The 26373-nt window shown below is 57.4% G+C and carries 17 protein-coding genes and 1 tRNA gene; 7 read left to right on the plus strand and 11 right to left on the minus strand.

The genetic code is table 11. The features are described 5' to 3' along the window. Positions 1-71: 71 nt before the first annotated feature. Entirely contained in the window at positions 72-2231 is a 2160-nt protein-coding gene (locus tag AC1AX7_RS05980) for a hypothetical protein (RefSeq protein ID WP_476509182.1), read from the minus strand. A gap of 448 nt (positions 2232-2679) precedes the next feature. On the opposite strand from AC1AX7_RS05980, the gene AC1AX7_RS05985 reads away from it, so the two are divergent. Then, positions 2680-3636: a glycosyltransferase family 2 protein gene (locus AC1AX7_RS05985; RefSeq protein WP_476509183.1), complete on the plus strand. Its 957-nt coding sequence runs from the start codon at positions 2680-2682 to the stop codon at positions 3634-3636. A 71-nt stretch (positions 3637-3707) separates the two neighbouring features. Here AC1AX7_RS05985 and AC1AX7_RS05990 read toward each other — a convergent pair whose 3' ends face one another. Continuing rightward, a complete protein-coding gene (locus tag AC1AX7_RS05990; RefSeq protein WP_476509184.1) occupies positions 3708-6863 on the minus strand; it encodes an RICIN domain-containing protein in 3156 nt (1051 codons plus the stop codon). Between the two features lie 343 nt (positions 6864-7206). Between AC1AX7_RS05990 and AC1AX7_RS05995 the strand changes: the two genes are divergently transcribed. From AC1AX7_RS05995 to AC1AX7_RS06005, 3 genes are all read left to right on the plus strand, one after another. Then, positions 7207-7294, plus strand: a tRNA-Ser gene (locus tag AC1AX7_RS05995). A gap of 419 nt (positions 7295-7713) precedes the next feature. Next, on the plus strand, positions 7714-9366 hold the full coding sequence (locus AC1AX7_RS06000) for an ATP-binding protein (protein ID WP_476509185.1): 1653 nt from the start codon (positions 7714-7716) through the stop codon (positions 9364-9366). A gap of 219 nt (positions 9367-9585) precedes the next feature. Next, positions 9586-9789 carry a hypothetical protein gene (locus AC1AX7_RS06005; protein WP_476509186.1) on the plus strand — a complete coding sequence of 68 codons (204 nt, stop codon included), beginning with the start codon at positions 9586-9588 and terminating at the stop codon, positions 9787-9789. A 22-nt stretch (positions 9790-9811) separates the two neighbouring features. Here the strand turns inward: AC1AX7_RS06005 and AC1AX7_RS06010 are convergent, their stop codons facing one another. Next, complete coding sequence (locus AC1AX7_RS06010) at positions 9812-11707, minus strand: DUF6541 family protein (protein ID WP_476509187.1); 1896 nt, start codon at positions 11705-11707, stop codon at positions 9812-9814. A gap of 44 nt (positions 11708-11751) precedes the next feature. Beyond that, a complete protein-coding gene (locus AC1AX7_RS06015; protein WP_476509188.1) occupies positions 11752-13158 on the minus strand; it encodes a hypothetical protein in 1407 nt (468 codons plus the stop codon). Positions 13159-13578: 420 nt separating this feature from the next. Between AC1AX7_RS06015 and AC1AX7_RS06020 the strand changes: the two genes are divergently transcribed. Then, positions 13579-14952 carry an ABC transporter permease gene (locus tag AC1AX7_RS06020; protein WP_476509189.1) on the plus strand — a complete coding sequence of 458 codons (1374 nt, stop codon included), beginning with the start codon at positions 13579-13581 and terminating at the stop codon, positions 14950-14952. Positions 14953-14957: 5 nt separating this feature from the next. Beyond that, the gene (locus tag AC1AX7_RS06025) at positions 14958-16265 is read left to right on the plus strand and encodes an ATP-binding cassette domain-containing protein (RefSeq protein WP_476509258.1); all 1308 of its coding nucleotides are present in this window, start codon (positions 14958-14960) and stop codon (positions 16263-16265) included. A 210-nt stretch (positions 16266-16475) separates the two neighbouring features. Here the strand turns inward: AC1AX7_RS06025 and AC1AX7_RS06030 are convergent, their stop codons facing one another. The 4 genes from AC1AX7_RS06030 to AC1AX7_RS06045 form a co-directional block, all read right to left on the minus strand. Next, positions 16476-17219 carry an HD domain-containing protein gene (locus AC1AX7_RS06030; protein ID WP_476509190.1) on the minus strand — a complete coding sequence of 248 codons (744 nt, stop codon included), beginning with the start codon at positions 17217-17219 and terminating at the stop codon, positions 16476-16478. A 506-nt stretch (positions 17220-17725) separates the two neighbouring features. Continuing rightward, positions 17726-19903: a KUP/HAK/KT family potassium transporter gene (locus AC1AX7_RS06035; RefSeq protein WP_476509191.1), complete on the minus strand. Its 2178-nt coding sequence runs from the start codon at positions 19901-19903 to the stop codon at positions 17726-17728. Positions 19904-20067: 164 nt separating this feature from the next. Then, on the minus strand, positions 20068-21021 hold the full coding sequence (locus AC1AX7_RS06040; protein ID WP_476509192.1) for a TatD family hydrolase: 954 nt from the start codon (positions 21019-21021) through the stop codon (positions 20068-20070). Positions 21022-21072: 51 nt separating this feature from the next. Then, entirely contained in the window at positions 21073-21606 is a 534-nt protein-coding gene (locus AC1AX7_RS06045; RefSeq protein WP_476509193.1) for a GtrA family protein, read from the minus strand. Between the two features lie 89 nt (positions 21607-21695). On the opposite strand from AC1AX7_RS06045, the gene AC1AX7_RS06050 reads away from it, so the two are divergent. Beyond that, positions 21696-22043, plus strand: coding sequence for a phenylpyruvate tautomerase MIF-related protein (locus AC1AX7_RS06050; protein ID WP_476509194.1), 348 nt, complete (start codon positions 21696-21698; stop codon positions 22041-22043). 340 nt (positions 22044-22383) lie between these two features. Here the strand turns inward: AC1AX7_RS06050 and AC1AX7_RS06055 are convergent, their stop codons facing one another. The 3 genes from AC1AX7_RS06055 to AC1AX7_RS06065 all read right to left on the minus strand — a co-directional run bounded on the left by AC1AX7_RS06055 (position 22384) and on the right by AC1AX7_RS06065 (position 26357). Further along, on the minus strand, positions 22384-23901 hold the full coding sequence (locus AC1AX7_RS06055; protein WP_476509195.1) for a formate--tetrahydrofolate ligase: 1518 nt from the start codon (positions 23899-23901) through the stop codon (positions 22384-22386). 212 nt (positions 23902-24113) lie between these two features. Then, positions 24114-25712, minus strand: a complete 1599-nt coding sequence (locus tag AC1AX7_RS06060; RefSeq protein WP_476509196.1) for a C69 family dipeptidase — start codon at positions 25710-25712, stop codon at positions 24114-24116. 93 nt (positions 25713-25805) lie between these two features. Next, the gene (locus AC1AX7_RS06065) at positions 25806-26357 is read right to left on the minus strand and encodes a YbhB/YbcL family Raf kinase inhibitor-like protein (protein ID WP_476509197.1); all 552 of its coding nucleotides are present in this window, start codon (positions 26355-26357) and stop codon (positions 25806-25808) included. Positions 26358-26373: the final 16 nt, after the last annotated feature.

Here is a 26373-nt window from a genome sequence, read left to right on the forward strand (position 1 = left end):
ATTCCGCCCAGAAATCAAACATGCGGAAGCTCCTGACGACTCACATAATCCATCAGAAGCTTCCTATTGCTTTATTCGAAAACCAAAAACCAATCAGAAATTCTATAGAAAAGATTAGGACTAACCTGCTCCATGGAAGTCATGCGAGATGGAATCAGCAAACAAAAAAACTGCACCGCTAAAGCAGCAAAGAATCCGATAATTACCAATTTCCAAACCATTTGAAACACCAAGGAATCATACCCAATATCATCACGCGCAGAATCATATTGGACCTTCTTTTCCTTAAGAAGCTGATCAAATCCAAATAAAGCAAAAATAGAAACTAGACAGATTAGCCACGAGAAATCGAGATAATATCGCCATGCAATACCACACGAATAAGCATCAACTGCTAAAATTATTAAGGATAAAAATATACAAAAATAAGACAAGAAAGTAATATTGAAATCCTTTTTTCCTTTAAACACTGAGCGGAAAATAAATAATAAGAGGAATAAGCATGGGCTCATCATCAACACACCACCGACAGTCGGTTCGTCAGGAGACCATAAAGGCAACGGAGTAGAGGCCAGCTGTACAAAAGGAAATTGGCTCGTCAAAGAAACTGGCTGTAACAAGTAATCAAAAAACATCGGAATCAAATTCCTGACCGGCGTTTTCATAACATTCATATCAAAACCAGTTAAATTATAAGAAGCTCCAAAATCTAACGGGTTGCCAAAACGCGCATAGTTATAGCCAAGCAACGGAGCAAAGACCACAGCAAAAGGTAACAATGCCGCCGCAGTATTGGATAGACCTTTAACAGAGAAAAACAGCCTATATTTAACCAGTTCATCCCAAAAAAGAGGGAGAGCTAACACTGCAGCCAAAATAAACTGTGGACGAGTTCCCAAATTCAACGCCATGAAAAACGAGCCTATAACAAGCCACACCCTTGACACGGATTTCCCCTCCCCGTTCTTCGCATGCAACCAACAAAGCAATGCCATCTGCGTAAAAACCAGAGATGCGGCACCAGGAACCGCATAAAAATCAGGAGTGAAAACCTGATAGTAAATACTAGAGCACATATTGAAAATGGCAGCAGCAAGCATAACGGATCCGACACTCACTCTGCGCTTGAAATAAACGCGTGCAATCTCAAGGCATAGAACGAGAGACAGCATTGAGGAAAGAACCCCCATGACAAGCACCACCACCGTAGACGAAAGCCAGCTGCCTGTCAAAATTTGGTACGGTACAAAAAATAAAATAGCCGGAACCACACCGAAATAAGTATAATACTTACCCTCAAAGAACGCATGATCCCAGTAAATAGGGGTACTGCTCTCACTGCTGGCTATAGCCCGTAAATCTGAATCATATGGATTACTCATTGCAGCCAACGAGTCAGCAACGGGCAAATCTAACGAGAGTCTGCCATGAATTAAAGCATCACCCAATCGAGCATACTGGTCATAGTCTTTCGTAAATGCGAAAGCTTGCTTCGGCCATGCATCCATAGACCAAGATCCACCAGACGCGCACCAAACTCCTAGTACAACCAACGCTTGTACTGCAACGCACCCGATGAAAAGCCCACCTTGCGCACTGAAAATTCTATTTGACGAAGACAATTGCACTCTATAGAAAGGAGATTTTGGCCGGAACATCACAACCAGCAGCACGCTCAACAGCATGATTGCAACCCGTATCGCATCCACTCTAAAAGGAATTCTTGGATTTACAATAATCCGCTTTATCGGAATTACTGTTCCAGTGTCCCCACTGAAATCCAGTCTTACCCCGTCAGCATTTCCATTGATATGAACATATCGACCACCGGAAACAGCTAATGGCAAAGTACGCTGAGAGTCTCCACCATACCATCCTGTATTACCTACTTGTTGGGTATAAACCTTGTATTGTATGTCTTTATCCTCAAGCGCATCTCCCGTATCAAGATACAAATACTCAATCTTTTGCTTGACATTTATCTCAACATATGTTTCCTCTTGACTATTTTCTATAACAAGAGTTCCCGAATCGTCGCGCACCATTCCTGCGCCTAATGAATATGCGGACACAGATTCCGATTGCGAATCTCTTGTGCTCCAAAAAGGCAAATTAAAAACAAACAATTCAAAAAACAGTACGAAAGCAATACCTACAGCCGCCGGCATCACCAAATTTCGGAGAAGCCCACCCTCCAAATAATTTTTTGCTTTAATCAAGCTACTAATCACCGACTTCCAACTTTTCAAACAATTTATTATTCTAAAAATACCAATTTTGTACCTGGCTCGTATAAATCGAGACCATGCCAAAACCACCTGTCATGGTAATAAAGCAACCATCGCCACTTTATCACTAGACTTACCATGTCGCAGTATCAACATCACAACATATTCGCCAAAGAGGACTAATGATGCAAGCATAGAAAAATCACAGCGTACAAGAATCCTAAGTAATATACGTTATCTTGCAACAGGAAACCACTAAGACAATAACGAATTAACCCTGTTAAATTTTAACACAGGTCCAGCATAAGACAAATTAATGCCGTATATGTCGCAACCACACATGCGGCATTCATCGTTCTTTAAGTCATCACGTTGGATGTCAAAAGCCATCTTGCCTGTTAAAAATTAAGTGTTTCCACACATGCGAAACGAATCCGCTATAGTGATGCGTATGTCAATTGAGATTTCCGAGCCCACAATTGCAGTGCTGCTTCCCTGCTACAACGAAGAAGTAACCATCGGAAAGGTAGTACGCGACTTCCGCGTCGCACTCCCCAGCGCCGTCGTATATGTGTATGACAACAATTCCACGGATCGAACCGCTGAAATCGCTGCCGCCGAAGGTGCAGTAGTCCGCAAAGAGCCGAGGCAGGGCAAAGGCAACGTCATCCGTGCCATGTTTGAAGATATTGACGCCGACGTGTACATCATGGCCGACGGAGACGATACTTACCCAGCCGACGCCGCTCCGGAAATGGTGAAAAAGATTCTTGAAGGTTATGACATGGTCATCGGCGATCGTCTCAGCTCCACATATTTCCAGGAAAACAAAAGACCATTCCATAACTTCGGCAATCGTCTGGTACGAGGTTCCATCAACGGCCTTTTCGGAGCGCATGTCACTGATATCATGACTGGATACCGCGCATTCTCTTTTGCCTTCGTCAAGACCTATCCTGTTCTTTCTCGTGGCTTCGAGGTAGAGACAGAAATGACAATCCACAGCCTGAACAACAATCTGCGACTGTACGAGCTTCCTATTCAGTACCGTGATCGCCCCGAAGGTTCCGTTAGCAAACTCGACACCGTTGGCGACGGCATCAAAGTCATGTCCACGATTTTCCGCATGATTCGCGAATATAAACCGCTGCCGTTCTTCGGTATTTCCGGTCTAATTGTAGGCCTTATCGGACTTATTCTGACACTATCTGTAATGTTTGAATTCTGGCATACGGGAGTTGTAACACATTTCCCGACACTCATCGGATCCGTAATGCTCATCGTCGCCGGATTGCTGCTCATCGTTGCCGGAATACTACTAGATGTCATCGCAAAGAACAACCGCAAAACATTCATCGTCGACACTAATAAATTCGCATATATATATAGGCATACAAATCGCAAGTAACCAGAAGAAGCCTGAAAATGATTTGAGGGTGCGGTTCAGTTCAGAACCGCACCCTCAAATCATTCATCTACTCATCGCATAGTCCAATGTTGCGCTGCAGTCCCGTTCGAACCGTACAGCTGCACATTCGTTCCATTACGCCAAACGCCGCCGGCCACATCCAACACCGAATCCTCAGACAGCGCGGATTGCAACGTCACTTTGCCGTCCGCATTTTGAATCGCAATCCATTTCTGCGCCCAAGTTCCGTTCGCCGCGTATTGCTGTATGTTCGTACCGTTCGCAGCGGACCCGCCGTTAACGTCCAGACGCTTTCCGGACCCGACATTCGTCATGGTCACATACCCCTGTGAATCATGTGTGATTCGCCAACGTTGCGCATTCGTCCCATTAGAAGCATACAGCTGCACATTCGCTCCACTTGCAACAGAGCCGGCAGAAACATCAAGGACCATATTCTGATTGCCGGAAGATGCAATCACATACACGCCGTCTTTCACATCGCTTTTATGCTCTTTGGCGAGAGCATTCAGCCGTTGGCGCCTAGTGGTCGTCGTTTTCACCTGCCAACGTTGCGCCTTAGTGGAATTAGACGAATAAATTTGCACATTGGAACCGTTCTTGGCGACGCCTGCGCTGACGTCCAACACCAAATTCTCCACCAAAGCCGAATAGAACGTATAAGTATTATCGGAATTTTTTACGGCGATCCAACGCTGAGCCCAGCTGCCGTTGGAAGAATACTGTTGCACATTAGCTCCCGACGAAGTGGATGCACCGCTCACATCCAACACTTTGCCCGAGTTAGCATTGGAAAGAATCACGTATCCCTTCGCATCATGAGATACGTTCCACACCTGCGCATCGGTATTATTCGACTGATAAAGCTGCGCGTTACCTCCGTTGGAAGTGGAAGCTCCAGATATATCCAGCTTCATGGAAGCCTTCAGCGCACTGCCAATCGAATAAGTTCCATCCTTCAAGTCATTCTTGTGCGCCGCAGCCAAATCATTCAACGTATCACGCATCGTCTTCGCTTCGGAAATCACCCACTGCTGCGCCGCAGTACCATTGCTGGAATATGTTTTCAATGCAACGCCGGAACGAGCATCCGCTCCCGGAACATCAATCGCCTTATTCGATTTACTATTCAGCAAAGCAACTCGTCCGTTCACGGAACGGACAAGCCACCGCTGCGCCTGAGTACCGTTAGAGGAGTACTGCTGGATGGATGCGCTGTTATTCAACGATCCGCCTGCCACTTCAACCATCTTGCCGGAAGACTCGCTGGCAATCTGAAATACGCCATTGCCCACTGTCCTAAAGCGATACAGCTGTGCCTTCGTGGCATTCCACGAATACAGTTGGGCCGCCGCACCATTGGCCGCAGAAGCTCCCGTGATATCCATTACGAGACTCGAATTCAACCCTGATGCGATTTTCACAGTGGTTGAGGTCGGAATGGAAACGTCCGCCGACGATATCAGAAACTTCTGTGCTCCAGACCCGTTAGGCGTATACAAAGCAATGCTGGTTTTATCAGCAGTGACTCCACCATTGATATCCAAAACCCAATTTCCCAGCGCGGATTGGATATAGTAGCCAGCTCCCGCATCCCTCAAAAACCAGCGTTGCGCCAACGTGCCGTTGACGTCATACTGCTGCACAATCGCATTGTTCCCTGGCGTCGCCGATAGCACATCCAAGGCTTTCCCGGATTTCACATTCGTAATCACATAACTGCCGTCCGTCTGCTTGGTGAATGCAAACTGCTGCGCACCGGAATTGTTGTACGAATACAGTTGCGTGCGAGCGCCGTTTGCCGTGCTGCCGCCGGAAATGTCAACGCTGGAGGAATCCTTCGCATACGCGTTGATGTAATACTTGCCGTTGGGAATGGACACTTTCGGCAAGACGGTAACGTCGAGCCCCTGTGCGGAACCGCCGCCATTGCCACCGCCATTATTCACCGCCGTCCTATACCCGAACGCATTCATGTCCACGCTGCCGGAAATACCCTTCACGCTGCCGGCGGATGTGTACTGCCAGCCGCGATAGTTGGTGGAATAGTTGAATCCGGTGCGGGCGCCGTAGCTGGCCACCCACTGTGTTTTGGAGTGGATGTTGCTGCTGTTCAGAGGGCCGTTCAGGTAGCTGGTGTATGAATACACCGCCAGATTGTTGTATCCGGCTGCCGTAAGCTTCGCCCACCAGGCGTTCACGATGCCGTCGTACACGTTTGGGCTGGTCGGCGGCGTATGCCCGGTCCACGTCCACTTTTCGAGGTCGTAATACACCGGATAGCTCAAATCTCCCGGATTGACGCCGGCTTCCTTCAACAACCGCACGGTATCCGAGCCTTCTTCCGCTCCCAACGCTGCGGTATCGGCGTAGGAATACAGGTACACGCCGAACGGGATGCCGAGGCGTTTGCATTCGCTCACGTTACGTTTCGCCTGCGCGTCGATGGCATTGCCGGCGCCATACCCGATGCGGATGATCGCGCCTTCCACACCGTCCGCTTTTGCCGCGGACCAATCGATCGTGCCCTGCCATACGGAAACGTCGATCACGCCTTTCGCCTGCTGCGCGAACAGTGTTCCGCCGCTTTCGAAGAAAGCCTTCGTGCCATTGTAGGTGCCCCAATATGCGCCGTATTGATTGCCGCCAAACGATGCCGGCTCTACAACGGCATCATCATTGGCCGCCTCATTATTTGACACGTCCTCTTCTGCGGCGTCTTCCGCATCATTGTCCGCATTGCCTGTGACGGCGTCCTCGCCGTACACGTCGATCATCGATGATTTCACTTCGTCTGCAGATACCGGGATGAACGATTCGCCATCGGTCTTCGCCAAAGGATCGGCCGGCGCTTCCTGCGTACCCACCAATTCCGGATCGGTGACGGCCTCGCCCGTGACGGCATCCTGCACTTCGCCGGAAGGCAGCGCCACCAGATCGGAGGAAACGAATACGGCATCGTCCGGAATATCCTCCGACAAGGTTTCCGGCAGGTCGACATTCGGATTATCCGGCATCGCGGCATCATCTGCGATTTCCTGGTTTCCCAACGAATTCGCCATCGTCACATCGGAATTGCCTGCAGAGGCGTTGCCGGCATCCACTATCGTGTCACGCAACGCATAAGAGGGCGCCGCAGACAATCCCAGCACTATAGCGGATACGGCAATCGCCGTGACCATGGTCGAAACATTGCGATGTCGCATAGTGTCCTCTCCGTTTCCCGTATTTGCATACCTGCCCAGATATTGGCTGTGCGCAAGCCCTGCGCCAACCGCATTCCGGCAAAATCAGCCTTCTATTCGGCGTACCGTCAACGTATCAGTATATGGCGGAGCAATGGCGGCGTAATGCCGCAATCCGGCATCCCTTACCAATTATCAACAACATCGTCGTGCCATGCACTATGCCCGTGAACATGCCGTCGATATGCCGCGAAACTCAGCTACGAATATGCGTGCGACACGCGGAATTTCATTTTTTCCCGTATCTGAGGTATCTTAAACGAGTTGTCTGCGGGTGTCGCAAGATTCCATGCGGAAAACAAATGGAGGATTCGCCTAGTGGTCTATGGCGCACGCTTGGAAAGCGTGTTGGTGTAACAGCCTCACGAGTTCGAATCTCGTATCCTCCGCCAGCAGGGTTTTCGGAGATTTCCGGAAACCCTTTTTGCTTTCCGAAACGGCGGAATTCCGACGCAGGCAACAAAGTGCTGACATATAGGGGGATGTAGGCCACAGCGGATTTCAGGCTTCCTTGTGTTTGCGTCTCTTGCGAACGTCCAAAACCGCCATCCTGCACGAAGGCACTGCGCAAAAGCGGACGTTTAAGATGCCTGAAACGTCCGCTTTTGCGCAGTGGTCCCGTTAAAAACGGCACTTTTGGACATTGCTGGCGGTTTTCATCGTAACCAGCGGCAGCATGGGAATCAGAAACGGCGGCCATTGCACTGAAATACGCTGAATTTGCACTGAATTTTGTCGGCTAAAAAATTCAGTGCAAATTCAGTGTAAAATTCAGTGCATCAGTAAACTTACAGAGGAATTGGAGCCTGCAATGACGCACGAATACGGCAAAGAAACACTGTCGCAGGAATTTAAAAGCGATCTGAAATGCCTGCCGGACGACGATCTGCTCGACGCCATCGTGGCGCTGACAAACTCGGAAGGCGGCACCGTCTATCTAGGCGTCGAAGATGATGGCACACCAACCGGCCTGCACAAAAAACATCAGGACACAATCGGACTGTCCGCAATGATCGCCAATCGCACGGTTCCGCCAATCTCCGTACGCGCGCAAATCGTCGGAACTCCCGAAACGCCTATAATGCAAATCGACGTGCCAAAATCACGCAGCGTCACCTCAACAAAATCCGGTAAAGTATTACGACGGCGCATGAAAGTGGACGGCACCCCGGAAAGCGTGCCGATGTATCCGTACGAAATCGCCACACGACTGTCCGACTTAGGACGACTAGATTTTTCAGCCCAGCCAATTCCGGACGCGACGCGCGATGATTTCGATCCACTTGAACGCGCGCGACTACGTCGCATCATCGACACCTATCAATCAAGCGACCGCAATCTGCTGGAACTGACCGATGAGGAGCTCGAGCAATCCCTGCAATTGACGACAACCGTCGACGGTAAGACCATGCCAACTTTGACGGGCCTGCTTCTATTGGGTAAAGAATCGTCGCTGAAACGCCTTGTGCCGACGCATCGCGTGTCTTTTCAGGTGCTTTCCGGCACAGATATCAAGGTCAACCAGGATTATTGCAGTCCACTGCTGAAAGCCATCGAACAGATCTATGATATGTTCACGCCATGGAATCAGAATGTTGAAGTGACCGTCGGACTGTTTTCGACAATGGTGCCGGACTTCGACCACAGGGCATTCCGAGAAGCGCTGGTCAATGCTTTTGGACACCGTGACTACACGCTGCTCGGGCGCGTGCGCGTGCAATTGGATGATGACGGTCTGACCATCGCCAATCCCGGAGGCTTTGTGGAAGGCATCAACATTCACAATCTACTCACGGCAGAGCCTCATGGACGTAATCCCTGCCTGATGGACGCGCTGAAACGAAGCGGATTGGCCGAACGTACCGGGCGTGGCATTGATCGCATTTATGAAGGATCCTTGCACTATGGACGTCCGCTTCCTGATTATGAAGCTTCGAAAGAGCGCAACGTGTCCGTGTATTTGCAGCGGAGCGCGCCCGACCCTGCGTTCATACAAATGCTCGCCGAAGAGCAGGAACGCACCGGCAAAGCAATGCCAATCAACGGATTGCTGATCCTGAATATGCTTAAGAACGAGCGGCGTTGCACATTCGCATCCTTGCATACTTCTCTTGATATGAACGAGCAGCGTCTTCGCGCCATGCTTGGCCAGCTTACGGAATCCGGCTTGATCGAGGCTTCGGGCACCGGCGTTCGCAGAACATATACTTTGGGCCCCAAAGTATATAAGCGTAGTGGCAAAACCATCGAATATGTACGTCAGACAGATATCGATCGCATTCGATGGCCTGAACTCATCATGAAGTTGGCGACAGAACAGAATTGCATTACAAAAGCCGATGTTATGGAACTGCTGCATATCGACGCCAATCAAGCATACTATCAGTTGTCCAAACTTGTTAAAGGCGGAAAATTGCAAACCGTCGGACATGGAAAGCGCACCTGCTATGCCCGTGCGAAATAAGGGATTCCACAGCGTTTCCATAAACTGAGGCCGATTGCCTTGCACTGAAATACGCTGAATTTGCACTGAATTTTTTAGCTGGCAAAATTCAGTGCAAATTCAGTGCAAAATTCAGCGGTCTCAGGCGCATGACCAAAGCGACCGGCCCGCGGCACCCTTGATGCCACGACACGGGAAAAGACCTGCCGCCTTCTGCGCTTTCGCCGCTTCCGGCCGTATGTGCCGTCGCCGGGTTCCAAGCCGATTCCCTTCGACACCGCCCCAACCGCCGAAAACGCCTACTATCCGGTGCATGAGCCCATTCCTTGGGATGCGCCGAATTCCAGACGAGCCGCCGTTAACGATACGGAAACGGACGCGAAGTCCGAAGAAGGCACGTCGAATGCGCCGACCGACGACACCGTGTACCACCTCGTCGAATGAGGCATGCCATCGACCGCCGCGCTCACTGGGTTATGCTGCCGCAGTCGAATCGGTAGAGGGCCCAGCCGGAGGCGTAGTCGCCGACGGAGCCGTAGTCGCGGATTTTGGTCATGGTGCCGTCGGCGGCGTACTGGTCGATCAGTTCGGTTTTGTGGAACGGATCATACTGGGCCTTGAACGTGAACAATTGCAGGCTGGGCGCCTGCGGGCCCATGCTCAGGAAATACGTCGGCGCTTCCGGATTGATCGGGCAGACCGTGGTCAGCAGCGTGTTCGAATCCCCCGAATCGAAAGCGCGCTCGACTTCACCGAAGATCGCGCCGTTCTTTTCGGCCATCGGATTGTAGATCGGATACAGCATATTCGTGCCGAACATCGTCATGCCGTACATGGATCCGTTCAACGGGTCGGAGATGACCGTCGCTTCGGAGCCTACCTGCTGCGCCACATCGCTCAGGATCTCGTATTTCGTCGTCGTCAGCTGCTCTTCAGGCTGCTCGTCGGTCAAAGTGACGTTATTGAGAATGCCTGCGCTTAGCTCGTCACGCGTCGGATTGACGATTTGACAGCTTACCGCGAGCGCGGCCAACACAACGATCACCATGCCTTTACGCACGGCGATGGCGGAGCCGGCGTCACCGCTGCCGCCGCGCAGCATCGCCAACGCACAGGCCGCGAATACGATCAGCGGCAGCGTGCCGAATGGGATCATCGTCAATGGGCGGGGTTCGGAGCGATACCAGGCTGCGGCCACGATATTGGGGAACCATCCGGTCAACGACGTGGAACACACGTATACCAGACCGACCAAAAAGCAGGCCAGCAGCAGGGAGACCGCGTCCTTGCGCAGCATGCGAGGCGTGATGGAGGCATCGTCTGCAGATTGGGCGGCGAATATGGTCGGCCGTATCGCCATGACGGTGCCGATGATGATCGATGCGACCACGACGACGGCCATGAAGATGCCGGCGGGCCCGTCGATGAATGTCGTGAAGAACACGCGCAGGGCGTCGGGCACCGTGCGATTCGGCACATATGTGTGGAACCAGCTGCCGGGATCGAGGTATCGGTCTGATTTGTATGTGGCGACCATGAAGAAGAAGAACGCGACCGCGCAGACCACGACGCCGATGATCATGCCGAGGATCAGTTTCCAGGGCAGGCGCAGCAGCACGAACGGCACCATCAGCAGCAGCCAGGTGAAGGCGATGCGCGGATGCGCGAACAGGCAGATGCCGCCGACCGCTATCGTGGCGATCAGCCAGCGCACGACATCATGCCGTTCGCCGATCGCGTCGAAAAGACGCAAGGTCACATACAGCCAGAACGGCAGCAACGACGTCGCCAATCCGTAGGCGATCAGCGGGCCGGCCGCAAGCATGCGGTACGGATGGCAGGCCGACGACACCGCCAGCACCGGCACGATGACGGCCATGGCGCATGAGAACGGGCGCCACCGTACGGCGGAGGATCCCGCAGCGCCGCCGCCCGCGGCCGCATCGGCGCCGACGTTCCCGTCGACGCGACGCGTGAAATAGCTTGCGAACAGCTGCATGCCGGCCGGCCATACGATTCCGGATGTGGCCAGCCAGACGATGTTGAGCGCGGCGTACACGTTCACCGTCACGCCGAACGCTTCGCATAGTTTGATCAGCCCCGCCGCCATCAGGTGGAACATGGGCGGATAGTAGGCGTCGTTCGGCCACAGGCGGGTCGCCGCGCCGACGCCTTCCTCCAGGATCTTGCGAATGAAATAGTAATGCGCCGGCGCATCGATCTGATGCAGCGGATACCGCCACATGTCGGCGCTGTGCGGAAACCATGCCAGCACGATGCCGAATGCGGCGACGACGCCGATGATGGAACAGACCGGCAGGGAATATCGTTTCGCAAGATTCTGGAATTTCACATTGCCCATCGTAGCGAAACATTCAACATGCGCGCAGCCCCGCCCGCACCGTCCTACAGACCGACCGCGCAACGCTCCAATTCGTCCTGCCGGCGCGCGCAGTCGCCGGACAGCAACGGCTCGATCGCATTCGCGTAGCGGCCGGTATCGCAGGTCACCAAAGGAAGCGCGCACCGACGCGCCAGATCTTCGTCCGGCATACGATACAGCATCACCGCGGCCATGTCTTCGCCCATTCTGCCGTAGGCGCGTTGGGCGTTCCCCCACTCGTCCAAACGGAAGCCGCCGGACTGCGGCGTGTCCGGCGGCTCCTGCTCCTCCAGCAGCAATCCGGGCAGCATCACCAGGCCATGCTCGCGTACCGCATCGGCCATACGTTCCAATCTGCGCACGCCCTCTTCGAAGCGTGCAGCGTCATGGTCTTCGAATCCTTGCACCAGATCCGCCGACAGCGACGTGCCCATCAGCGAATACGCCAGGTCGCGCAAGTGGACGACGTTCACCCACAGCGGCACGCGCGGCAACGCGCGGTCGCGTTCGATATCGGCAAGCACATCATCCGCACGTTCGACATGCACGTTCCACAGATCACGGTAGGCGCGTATCAGACGGGCGGCATCGGCGACATACCGCGCGTCGATGCCGGCGAATCCCGGAATGCGGTCAGGCAGCGTCTGAACGACGCCCGCGCTTCCGACGGAGCGCGCATAATCCAGATCCGCCTGTGCGCGCAGGTCCTTCAGATAGTCGACGATGCGGCGGTATCGCATATCCGGCGCGGCGCCCACGTCAAGCACCGTGGAATCCTCGCGCAGCATGCACATGCCCATGCCGGAATCAGTCAGCAATGCGAGCGCGATCGGCGCGCTTCGCGGCTCCCCCGCGCCCCACCGCAGCAGACTGTATGCGCCAAGACGGTGCATCTGCCGCGCGTGCTCCCAGATATCCGCCTCAAGCTGCTCGTGCGTGCCGTAGCGTTGGATGCCATGCATATGGAAACGGCGCATCATATCGACATGATGCCGCATGCGGATGCAGATCGGCATGCGGACGCTGGGCTCGCCCGTGAACGCGGCGATCGCGGAGTCGTTGATCAGGTCGTACAGCCATACGCTGATGCCGTATTTGCGCACGACGGCCGCGCAGCCATGCAGAAAGTCGCGGCAGACGCCGATGAGCTGGGTGTCGTAGGAGATGCTGGCGAGGTCGATGGTGAGCGCCCACGCGGTATTGCCGAAGATGTCGCGGGCGAGCCCGTAGAGGCGAGGGTCGAGCGGATCGCGCGTGCCGTCGGAGCGGACGTCGCCGGATCCGCCGCCGGCGTCGCCGCCAAAGTCGTCATCGACCGCATCCGTCGCCGCCGCGGCGGAATCAGGCGAGACCACTTCATCGAAGCGGCGTTCAAGCTGGTTGATGGCCTGCAGGAATCCGATATTGTCCATTGCAAATGACGTGCCCATCTTGTGTCCTTTCTGCGAAATCCGATATCGCGTATTCGCAACTGTGGCACGACGGCGCAAGGCGGGGCCATCCGTTTCGGAAAATCTGTGGATTTGTGGATGAGCGACGACTTATCAACAGTCATCGAATTTCTGTGAATATCTTTGGCAAAGGCTTTCGGCGCACGCCTCGCGAACGCCGTTCGCCGAACATCGATCGGCGAATCCTTCGCCCCGACATCCACCCATCGTTTTCAGGCTACATTCAGATTTCACGCAGGGGTATAACAGTAATGCGCAAGAAAACATACACATAAAGCGATAATGATGGTGTTTACGGGACGCGGCTGCCTGCTGTGGGCGCCTTGCTGTGTCGCGTCCCGGCCACTGCACTCCGCCGGCCGTGACGCCGGTGAACAAGAAGGGAACTGGAGAAGTAGCATGTTCGTTCTCAAGAACGCGTGGGCTGCGTTGAAACGCCACAAATGGTACGGCGTTTTCACGGCCCTCATCGCCCTGTTCGTCTCATTTGGCTCGACCGTAGGACTGGCCGTCATCCACAGGAACGACGTCGCCAACAACGACGACTACCAGTCGCAGAGCGCGACCGCGCAGATCCGCCCCACGGCCGCGACGCAGGCCAAGCGCGACGGCGCCGACGACGGCTACACCGACAATTACCTGACCTGGGATGAATACAGCACCTATGCGGCCGCCGTGCAGAACGCGGGAGTGACGTTCGAATACACGCTGGCCGAATCCATTCCGGTGCGTCAAAGCGATTCCGTCACCGCGATCGGTGCGTCCGGCGACGAGGACGCCGACAAGACCGGCGGCGAACTGACGTTGCAGAGCTTCTACACGCTGGATGCCGCGCAGAACAACAATCCGTACGGCGATTACAAGGTGGTCGACGGCAAGCATCTGAAGTATTCGGGCGGCACCGACAACGGCGTGCTCATTTCACGGGAATTGGCCGACGCGAACGGTTTGAAGGTCGGCGACAAGATCACGGTCGGCCACCCGACAGACACTTCGAAAACCTATGACATGACCGTTCGCGGCGTCTACGAATACGTAGGCGACGCGCCGGCGGGATACGGCGACGACGCCGCGTACACCAAGGACAACCGCGATAACGTGATATACACGACGTATTACACGTTCGCCACCAATTCACTCGACGATTCCGCGGCGACGGGCTGGGCCAAGCCCGATCTGAACATCGTCTTCTCGCTGCCGAGCCCATCCAGTTACGACACCTTCGTCTCGACGGTGAAGAGTTCAAAACTCGATTCGAAATATGAGATCACATCCCCGTCGCTGACGGCCTACAAGGAGTCGATCGCGCCGCTTGGACAGGCGGCTTCCGCTACGCGCATCGCGATGATTGCGATGCTGGTGGTCGGCGGCATCGCGGCGATCGCGTTGACGCTGTGCCATGCGATCCGCGACCGCGTCAACGAAATCGCCACCGCGCTGGTCTGCGGTGTGACCAAGGGACGTCTCGGCGGCCAGTTCCTGTTGGAAACGTTGATCTGCACGCTGCCCGCCGCAGCGATCGGCCTGCTGGTCGGCGCGTTGACCGCCAAGCCGCTTGGTGCCGCGCTAATCGGCTATGAGACCGCGGCCGTCTCCGCTTCGATCTGGCCGATCGTGTGGGGCGGATTGGCCGCCTGCCTCGTCATCGGCATCATCGCCGCGCTGCGCGTCGCGTTCTATCCGACCCCGGACCTGTTCGCGCCGTATGCCGCCGGTTCGGGAAAGAACGAAACCGCCGGAGCGACGGCCGATTCGAAGAAGGTTGAGGCGTGAGCGACATGACCGAAAACAATACGACCGAGAGCGACGTGGCCGACCGCAACGCAGCCACCAGCAACGCAACCGACCGCAACGCAACTGCGAAACCGCAGAATCCCAACGACACCGCCGAGGATACGATGAACAAGGAAACGCTCGACAATCCTAAAAACGTCGACGCCGCCGAGGCTGAGACCACGGACGGCGACATCGCGGAAAACGACGCCGCCGACGCCGCCACCGAAAGCGACGCGGAAGACATCAACAATCTTCCCTTCAATTTCGTTTTCGACGACGGCTCCGACGACAGCGCGGACGCCGCCACCGATGAAGTCATCGATAACGATGGTTCCGATCAGGAAAACGAATCATCCGAAAATGACGGCATCACAGACGACGACTCTTCCGTCGCGGCCGACAATGCGCAGAAGGTCAACGAAACACTGGCATTGCAGCGTGATGACGCCATTGAAGGCAAGGCCGCCGAAAACGGGAAGGCACCCGTTTCAAACGACGTCACCGACACTGCGGCGACCGCCGTTTCGACGCGCCTGGACCGCGAGATCCGCGGCGGCCGCAGCTACGCGCTGAAAGCCAATCCGACGCTGGCACTGGAACATGTGACCGTCAGCAACGCGAAAACCGGCCGCGCCGTTCTTGACGACGTGTCACTGCAGTTCCATAAGGGGAACACGTATGCCGTGCTGGTCGCGCAGGACGATTCGGAAACGCGTCAGGCGTTGCTTGGCGTGATGACCGGCCTTCTGATGCCGAACAGCGGCAGCGTGATCAGCAAAAGCGTCAACCTGCGCGATTTGGAGCCGATCGAAGTGCTCGCGCATCGCATCGGCTTCATTCCGCAGCGTTACGCAGTGCGCGCCGACCTTGATGCGGAAAGCAACATTCTGTATGCGATGGAGGCGTCCAACCGTAACTTCCTCAAGCCGAAGCCGGTCATCGCGCGTGAACTGCTCAAGAAGGTCGGATTCGAGGCCGTCTCGTCCGGCGTGGCCATCGGCACGATGAGCGCGCTCGACCAGTATCGCGTGGCCATCGCCCGAGCACTGGCCTGCGAGGCGGAAGTGATCATCGTCGACGAGCCGACCGCCGCGTTTGAAGACGGCCCGGCCGCCGGCAATGCGGCCGGTACCGCAACCGACACGACCGCAACCGACGCGACGACAACCTGCGCCAACGCGTCCGCAGCCGACACCGTGCTGGATCTGCTGCGCGGCCTGAAGCGCGATGCGGACGGCAAGCGCTGCATCATCGTCGTCACCGACCGCGAATCCGTGGCCAACACCATGGACACCGTTTACGAACTGTAGCGTTCTATCAAGGCGCAACGCCGGTTGACGTTCTGTTAGGCCATTTTGCGACGTTCTGCGGATAGCAACGCACCCCTATGCTCCGTGTCCCGTCGCAAAATGGCCTTTTTGCGACGGGACACGGAGCGCACCGGCGTGTCGGCCTCCACGAAACGTCGCCGATCGGAACGGAAAACGGAACCGCGTGCCGAAAGCACGCGCCAAACGGCGTCAGATCAGGCGCATGTCGTACTTGCGGGCGAGGGCTTCGACGTCGGGGGTGCCGTATTTTTCGACGAGGTCGAGCCAACGCCGGCGGTTCTCCTCGCCGAAGCGGGCGGCGCGCTCGGTGTAGGCGTCGACGGTGAGGAATTTCGGCGGCACCGACTTGCTGTGGTATTTGTCGGCGACCATTACGGTTTCCTGTTCAAGATTCATCGGCACGTAATCGTCCAACGGCAGCGGCAATTCCTGCGCGGCGACCTGCTCGCGCGTCAGTCCGACGCCGGTATGGTTGCGAGCGAATTGCGCGATCGACTCGTCCACGCCTTCGCCGATCAGATACCGGTATCCGCGGATGCCGTGCTGAATGTACTTCTTCTTGCTGAATTTCAGCGGCTCGCCGTCCGTGCCGTCATGTTTCAGCACAAAATAGGTGCCGATGTCGTGCAGCAGACCGCCGATCAGGACTTCATGCTCGTCCAGCAGTCGTGGCGGCACCATGCCACCCGAAACCCCATCCGTCGGCGGCACCATCGGCCGGCTCCCCGCAGCCAGGCAGCCGACCCGTTCCGACGCATCCGCCGGCAACGTACAACGGCGCATGAACAGCGCATTCTGCCGACGCACCAGCTGGCAGGCAATCGTCGCCACGATGACGCAATGCGTGTGCACCAAATCGTATGCGGCCTGAGAAGGCGCGATCTTCCTATGCAGTTCATCAACCTGGTCAAGGGTGGGGATGTATCCGCTCATAACCTGCGCCTTTCGTGGCTTCATGTCCTTCCGCCCCGCGCATTTCCGCGCAGCGACCTGCAGTCTTGCAGTACAGCACATTGTAAGGCCGCGCCGGCGGCGCAACGGGCCGAATGGACCCGAAAACCCGTGCAACATATCGGACGGTTCCACGCAGCATCGGCATGCGTTCGCGGTCCCGGTCGGCCGCGAATCATTTTCCGCCTGTTTTCAAGACCATTTCACGATAGCGTGCACCTCGCTTCCGAAATAAGGCCATTTCGCCGTCGTTTTCCTTGATTTTCCAACAAGCGGAAACCCCATCCGACCAGATGAGGTGCACACAATCGAAAGATAGCCTCGAAACAATAACGTTTTGGGGTTGCGCCCATACCGGACGCAACCCCAAACGCCTATTTCGAGTCGACGCATGCCGGCGAATGACCTCGGTCACCCGACGGCCGCAGCCTCACGCGCTTCAGGCGATCCAAATGGCCGCGGTGGCCCCTTGCCTGATCGCCGCAGACTCACACGCGCTTCAGGCGCGGCGGGCGCACGGTCGCGAGGAACAGCGGCTGCACTTCGACCAGCGGATTGTATGCGGCCAGACCGAACCACTTGACCGGGGAGCCGGCCACGTGACGGATCGCATACTTCATGCTCAGCGACAGCGCGCCGCGCGAAGACACCTTCGAATCCGGCATCAGCGTCTTGTGGATCAGCACATAGCGGATCGTGCCGATATTCGGATCGGCGTCGACCTTCGGGTAGATCGACTTCTGCTGCGGCAGTTCGCCCGACTTCGACAGATCGTTCATGATCTGGTGCAGGTAGGCCGGAATCGACTGGGAAACCTTGAATCCCAAGCGGATGCGCACGCGGAAGAAGTAGTCGGTGCCGTAGTTCTCAACGCTGTATTCGCGCGTGAACGGCTCGTCCGTCGTCTCCACCGACACCGCCCACCATGCGCGGGCGCGCTTCGGATGGTCGGCGAAGATCGAGAAGAAGATGTCCGTATCGAATCTCTTCATCTCCTGATCGGACGTCAGGTACACGATGTTGTCGGCGAAGCGCGGGATCGACGCGTCGTCATGCAGCTTCTCCAGCACCGGCAGGCAGTCGGTGGGCTGCATGTGACGACGCTGCGCGCGCTCCAGTTTCGTGCCTTCCATCCACGTGTACATCACGGCGAGGATGGCCAGCGTCAGCAGCACCGTGAACCAGCCGCCATGCATGAACTTCGCCATGGAAGCCAGGAAGAACATGATCTGAATGGCCAGGAAGATGACGGTGAACACCACCGCGAACACCTTCTTGCTGTGATGCCACAGATGCACGGCCAGCAGGATCGTGGTCGTGACCATCGTGACAGTCAAGGCCAGGCCGTATGCGGACGAGATATGTTCGGAATCCTGGAAAATCAGCAGCACGGCAAGCGTGGCGACGCACAGCACCCAGTTGATGGTCGGAATGTACAGCTGGCCGCGGGTACGGGCCGGGTAGCGCACCTGCAGATGCGGCATCCAGTTGAGGCGCGTCGCTTCGGACACCATGGTGAAGGCGCCCGTGATCAGAGCCTGCGAGGCGATCACGCCCGCGGCGACCGACAGGATGACGGCCACATAGCGCAGGGACGGCGGCATCATCTGGAAGAACGGATTCAGGCTATCGACGCCGGCATATTCCGGATTGTTCTGATTGGCCAGAATCCACGCACCCTGACCGAAGTAATTCAGCACGAGCGCGATCTTGATGAACGGCCAGGTGAAGTAGATGTTGCCGCGGCCGACGTGGCCCATGTCGGAATACAGAGCCTCCGCACCGGTGGTCGACAGGAATACGGTGCCCATCAGCGCGACGCCGGCGGCGTTATGCGGGCTGAACAGGAATTTGATGCCATAGTACGGGTTCAATGCGGCGAATACGGACCAGTCCTGGCTCAAGTTCATGACGCCGACGACGGCGAGGAACGCGAACCACACCATGACGACGGAGCCGAACACTTTGCCGATGCGTTCCGTGCCTCGCGACTGCACGGAAAACAGGATCGCGATGATGACGATGGTGATGATCATCGTCAGCTGCTGATTCTCTTCGAAGATGTTCTCGAACAATGGCAGCGTGCGGAGGCCTTCGACCGCGGAGCTGATCGACACGGCCGGGGTCAGCACGGAGTCGGCGAGGAACGCCGCGCCGCCGATCATGGCGGGGATGGCCAGCCATGCGCCGTAACGACGAATCAGCGAATACAGCGCGAAGATGCCGCCTTCGCCCTTGTTGTCGATGCGCATGGCGATCAGCACATATTTGACGGTGGTGATCAGCGTAATCGACCAGAACACCAGCGACAGCATGCCGAGAACGGCTTCGCGGTCCGCATTGGCGATACCGCCCTGGCCGGAGATGAAGGCCTGCGCGGTGTAGAGGGGCGAGGTTCCGATATCGCCGTACACGACGCCCAGCGCCACGATGCACATGGCGAGGCTGACCTTGTCAGGACTGCTCTGCAGTCGGCTCCACCAGCGGCCGATCGCACCGCGGCTCGCCGCCTTGTCGAGTTTCTCCGTTTCCTGCTGACGCTGCTCATGCAGCTTCAGGAGCTCTTTGCGCTCCTCCTTGGTCATCACCTGATGAGACACCTTCGGCGCATTGGTGTAGGCCGAAGCCCGCAACAGGGGCTCATTATCCTTAGGCTCGTCCGCCATAACGTTTCCTCCAATGGGATGCATCGATCCGTCGTCCCGGCTCTGGTCGTACGACGATATCAAAGCCTTTCACGCCAATCTTAACGAAATCCTGACATTTTACCTACTCGTCACGTGTCACTTGAGGAAAAGACACGGTCCGACGAGACCGGAAAGACTGGAGGTCAGACGCCGTACACGGTCCGCGTCGTGCTGCGGGTCGCGCGTGCGACGTCGCCGACGGGCAGATCCAGATAGTCGGCCAACGCCTGCAACGTGTAGGGGATCATATAGGGCGCGTTCGTACGGCCGCGATACGGCATCGGCGTCAGATACGGCGCGTCGGTTTCGACCATGACGTGATCGAGGCCCACGATGCGCGCCGATTCGCGGATTCCGTCATTGCCCTTGTAGCTGGACGTTCCCGACAGGCTCAGATACCAGCCGTGTTCGCGCGCGATCTCACCCATTTCCGCGTCGCCGGAATAGCTGTGGAAGACGGTGCGTTCGGGCGCGCCGTCAGCCAGCAGCGTTTCGATGACGTCCCTGTGCGCGTCGCGGTCGTGGATCTGCAGCGGAAGATTCAGCTCCTTCGCGAGCGCGATATGCGCGCGGAAGGCTTCACGCTGGATGTCCTTCGCCTCTTCGCCGGTGCGGAACAGGTCCATGCCCGTTTCGCCGATCGCGACGACCTGCTTCGGATAGGTGACCGCGAGGCGATGCACTTCGGCCATGGCTTCGTCGAACGGCACGTCATGCCATGGCTGGTACCGCACCGGCAGGCCGTCGGGGCCGGGGACCGCGCGATGGCCGTGATGCACGGATTCGTTGGGGTGGATGGCGATCGCCGCGTGCACGGTTTCGGGATGTTCGCGCGCCATGTCGATCGCGGTCATCAGATTCGGCAGTTCGCAGCCACAGTCGATGACGCCGTCGATGCCCACTGCGGCGGCCTGCTGCAATAATTCGTCGACGCTGTAGACGGGGACGGGGTCCTGCCCTTTTTGGACGGCCTCCTGACTCATCGCTTCCGAGAACGGCACGACGGAGGCGACATGCGTGTGATTGTCGATGGTGTGGGCGCCTTCCGGCAGCGGCTCCGGCGCGGGCGCCCAATTGCGGTCACGATGTTTGCTCATGGTTTCAGTGTATTGGCCATGGCAGAGACAACATGCGCGTGCCGTTTCGGTTCAGCGCCACCCTTTGGGCGTGTGCTTCAGCGACCAGACGCCCAGCTTGTGGGAGAAGCTGTTCTCCCATTTGGCGTCCAGCTCCTCCGGCGTCAGACGGCCGTCGGCGCGCTTCAGACGGTTCATCGCATTGGTGCGGGTGTTGTCGAGCAGCCATTTGCGGATGACGAAATTCCAAACCATCACGATCGCCGTGGCGATGAGCTTGCCGGCGTTGGTGCGGATCATGTATTCCAGATGCTGCGTGTTGTAGGCGTCCCGGTTCATGCCGTATGTGGAGATCCAGATGATCGCATCGTTCATGAACAGGCCGATGACCGCGGCGACGACGAAGATCAGGATTTCCATCCATCGGGCCATGTCGTCGCGGTGGGTGAATACGAATTTCATGCTGGCCAGATAGTTGAACACCAGCGAGATCAGGAACGACAGCGTCGCCGCAAGCACGTTGTGCCAGTGGAACACGCCGACGAAAAGATTCAACAGGCCGAAATCGATGACGAACGCGATCACACCGACGATGCCGAATTTCATAAGTTGCTCAATCAGTTTCCTCACGTCATACCATTGAACACAGGCGCTTTGACACGTGGCCAGGCGTCCGGACAACACAAGGAGGAATCATGCCCGTCATTCACACCCACGTCTCCGTCTCCACCACCCCGGAGCAGCGCGAAGCCTTGAAGGCCGCCTACGGCAAGGCCATCACCGCCGTTCCCGGCAAGTCCGAAGGCTGGCTGATGTGCCCGTTCGAAGACGATATGCCGATCTATTTCGGCGGCGACGACAGCAGGCCGGCCGCATATGTCGAGGTCAACGTGTTCGGCCGTTCCGTGCCGGGCTCCGCTTGGGAGAAGCTGACCGAGCAGATCATGGCCGCGCTCGAGTCCGAGCTGGGCATCCCGCAGGACCGCACGTACATCCGCTACACCGCCACCACCGACTGGGGCTGGAACGGCGGCAATTTCTGATTGTTGCGGCTGAATCGCGCCGATTCAGCGCACGTTTCGCATATCGCGCCGATTCCGCATGTCATATTGTCATGCGGAATCGGCTTTTTTGATGCGTTCTCATGCATATTCACACGCTTCGGTATACATTCGTACACTTTCGTGTACTTTCGTACATCTTCGTACACTTTCGTGCATTTTGCCTTTTCTGCATTTGATGCGCCCCTCGTCCTTGCTGTGTTGCCGTATCTCGGCGCGTAGAACGCAAAACGGGCTGGACGCGCGCCGGGCGCGCATCCAGCCCTTATGTTCCGCTGTTCTGCGTTTGCGATTGGGCCTTTAGGCCGCTGTCGCCACCAGATCAGACGATCTTCGGCATCGGCGTGGTCAGCGACGTGGTCAGGTTGACGTGCACCAGGCCCGCGCCGGCGTGCACTTCGACCTTCTTCATCGTCACGGTGCGCTCCTCTTCGGGCGCGGCGTCGTTGTCGGTCATGGTGGCCGGGGACTTGACGGCCACCAGCGCCATATCGCTCAGGCTCATGCCGGCGCTTGCGCACAGGGCGGTCGCTTCGGCGAGGGAATCGGTGAAGCCGTCCTTGTACACCACGCGGTCAACGGGCACGCCATAGGCGTGTTCGGCCACCCAACGCACGTTTTCGACCAGCGCCATGCCGCGGTGGGAATGCGGCTGGGCCGGCATCGAACCGTTCACGACGGCGTCGACGAATGCGTCCAGCTGCGGGGCCAGCGCGTCGCCGCCATCGCGGTACAGGTTGCCGATGATCGGATCGCGGAAGTTCAGTTCCTTGGCGGTTTCGCGCAATGCCGGCACCTGATCGTCTTCGCCTTCCCACAGGTTGACCAGCGGGAAGGTCGGGATATCAAGTCCTTCCAGGCGCTGCACATGGAACGGGTAGCGCCAGGACAATGCCGGGTCGTCGCGCCAGGTGGAGGCGCGGGTCACGACGATCGCGGCGGACGGCCACTGCGCGCCGTATTCGCGGCAGGCGATGTCGAGCCACTTCTGCGCTCCCGCGTCGGCGCCGTAGCCGGCTTCGACGATGACGACGTCATGCAGCGCGCATGCCATTTCCACGCTGACCAGTGTCGGGATGCCGATGGAGACGTTGGCGAACGGGCCGCCGTGCACGTAGACCGGGGATCCGTTGACGGTTTCGGTTTTGGCCGGCTTGACCGCGTCGGTCAGAATGCCGGTGATGCGCCACAGGTCGACGAATTCGCCGAAGGCGACGGCCTTGCCGTCCTTGGTGCCGGCGATCATCTTGGACACGCGGTCCGCGATTTCGCCCATGGAGCGGGACAGCACGACGATCTGCATCAGTTCGCAGGTCGGGGTCAGCACAACGCGTTCGGCGACGTCGCCCTTGCCTCGGTCGACTGCGATCTGACGCAGCGAGCGCGACGGCACTTCGGAGACGCGCGGCACGAGAATGGTGTCGATGAGGCCGTCGTCGACGGCCTTTTCTGCGAAGGAGACGAGCAGATTCTGCGCGGCTTCGATGGCGGCCATTTCGCCGCACAGGCCCCAGTCGATCAGTTCAGGATGGGTCAGGGACGCCTTGCCGCCGCCGGAGGCGCCGCCTTTCGAGCCGGCCGCGGTGATGCCCATGCTGGGCTGGCGCAGCACGGCGGCGGCGTCGACGCCGCGGGCGCGCAGCGCGTCGATCATTGCGATCGTCGTGGTGGTCTTGCCTTCGCCGCGGGAGGCCTTGAGCGGGGTGTCCGCCGTGACCAGCACGATTTTGCCGTGTTTGCGAGGGGCGTCCGGATTATTGTTCAGATAGTTGAGATATCCGAAGGCGTCGATCTTTTGGACCAGGCCATACTGGCTGGTGAAATCCGCAATGGTGGTCATTGGGGTTCCTTTCTGCTCATCTCAAGGACGAAAACATTGTATCGGGATGTCGGATGTTGGTTCGCGGGGATCTGATTGCCGGCACTGCGCGCCGTTCTGCAGCGATTTGCCTGTGCGTTGCGGCGCTTTCCGTCGCCCCGCATCGCCCTGCGCATGCCTGCATATCGAGCGCGCCCGCTTCGGCTGGTGGCCGTCGCGGGCGCGTCTTGGGTTTAGAAGTCGGAGCGGTTGAAGCCGTTCCGCATCTTCATGCTTGCCGTATACAGCACGGAATCAAGCAGGTTGTCGGTTTCCTCTTTCAGGAACGTCGCCATCTTTTCGTTGGCTTCGTTCAGGATGTGTCGGACTTCGTCGTTGCGGGTGGCCGCGATGATGTCGTCCGGTTCCATCGGCTGCACGTCGATGACGCCGTTCGCGTCGTCGTATTCGTCTTCGACGGCCGCTTCGGCGCGGACGTCCATGATGGAGGACAGTTCGGCGATTCGCGCGTCGGTTTCGGCGATGATGCGGTGGCCCATGGCGCCGGTCTTCTGCTGGTAGCGTTCGACGGCGTTGGCGGTGTCGGAGAATGCGGCGTCGCACAGTGCGGCGATGATGCGGTTCTCCCAGTAGAAGTTTTCGGAGGTGACGCGCGTGGTGGTGTCTTCCATATACTTCGGCGTGGTGTTCACGTTCGGGTAGAACGGGATCAGCGTGTTGAACGGGTTGGAGCCGTAGGCCATCCACTGGATGGAACGGCTGGCCTGCGGACGGTACGGGCGGATCTGCATGACGGCCAGCTGGCTTTGACGGTTGATGCCGATCGTGCGGAACATGCGGCGGGTGTGCTCGTCGCCGAGCTTTCCGTACGGATCGTACGGGGTGCCCTGATAGTGGGAGCTCAGCACGTACTTCACGTCTTCGATGGTGATCTTGCGTTCCGGCTGGCGCGCCCACGGAATGTCGTCGCTGGTCGGCTTGTGGTCGGCGTCGGGGCCGTCCCACACTTCGTCGTACGGGTTGAGGAAGCGCTGCATGTACCAGGCGCGAGGCGTGTTGTACACGTGGTCGGAGTCGGAGTGGGAGCCGAAGGCGTCGCGCGGATTGAACGGGCTGGTCGCCTCCACGGAGAGATCCAGATGGTTGTCGTAGATGAATTCGGCCAGGTCTTCGGAGCACATGTGGTTCTCCTGCTCGCCCAGCGCGTCTTCGAGGTCGAATTCGTCGATGCCCAGCTGGTTCGGCATGGTCACGTAGGCTTCGTCCGGCACGCGCTTGGCGATCCAATGATGGCCGCCGACGGTTTCCATCCACCAGATTTCGTCCACGTCGGAGAATGCGACGCCGTTCATTTCGTAGGTGCCGTATTCTTCCAGCAGCGCGCCGAGACGTTCCACGCCTTCGCGCGCGGTCTTGATGTACGGCAGGACCAGGGTGAGGAAGTCCTCTTCGCCGATGCCGCCGGGGATCTCCGGCTGGTCGCCCTTGGCCGGCACGAGTTCGACGAACGGATCGGCGCCGAGCACGCGCTCGTTCGTGGTCAGGGTTTCGGTGGCGCTCATCGCCACGTTCGCTTCGTTCACGCCGGCTTCGCCCCAAATGCCTTCCTTGAGGTCGGCGTTGGGGACAGCGGTGTACTGCATCGGCTCTTCCGGCAGGTCGATTTCGACGTGGGAGATGACGGCACGGTACTTGCGCGGCTGGTCTTCCGGCTTGACGACGATGAAACGCTTCGGATTGAATTCGCCGTTGGCGCTGTCTTCGTTACGGGCGATGATGGTCGAGCCGTCATAGCTCGCGTCCTTGCCGACCAGAATCGTGGTGCAGGCCATGTATGTTTCCTCTTTCCTTATATGACGGCCGTCATGCGGCCTTGAACACAAGCTTGGATACTCGTATGTTCGGACTTAATGTCTTGTATGCGGTCAGGCTTTTCCGACGACGAACATGCCGCCCTGATCGGGCTCGTCGTCGAGCGCGCGAATCGCATGCTGCAACTCGTTCAGCCAGAAGCCCTGGTTCAATCCCGGCAGCGGCTTCGCCGTGCCCCACACCTGCAGGCAATATTCGTGGTCCTTGTCCGGCGGCTGCGGGCCGTTGTATCGCATCGTCACCGCGGGATCGGCGCCGCCTACGAAACGGGAGGCCGCCGACGTGCGTCCTTGCACGGCCTCCGGGATCATCGCGGGCAGCATGCGCGAAAAATCGGCGGGGATGGCAAGCGCGTGGGAATCGTTGAAGTCGTACATCAACGCGTCCACCGGCAGATTCGCCACCGACCAATGGATCCATTCGAAGCCGCATACCGGAATGGAATCCGGATCCGTGAACTGCCAGTGCAGGTAGCGCACGGACGGGTCGAGGTCATCGATATAGAACGGGAACGATACGACAGGAGTGCCGTCCACGCGCTGTTCAGGCGACGCCGCCTTCGCGTATGCGTCGGGCACGACAGTGAAATCAGCTGTAATCCTCATGCTTCCAGTATCCACC

This window comes from Bifidobacterium sp. LH_449 (assembly GCF_056356755.1).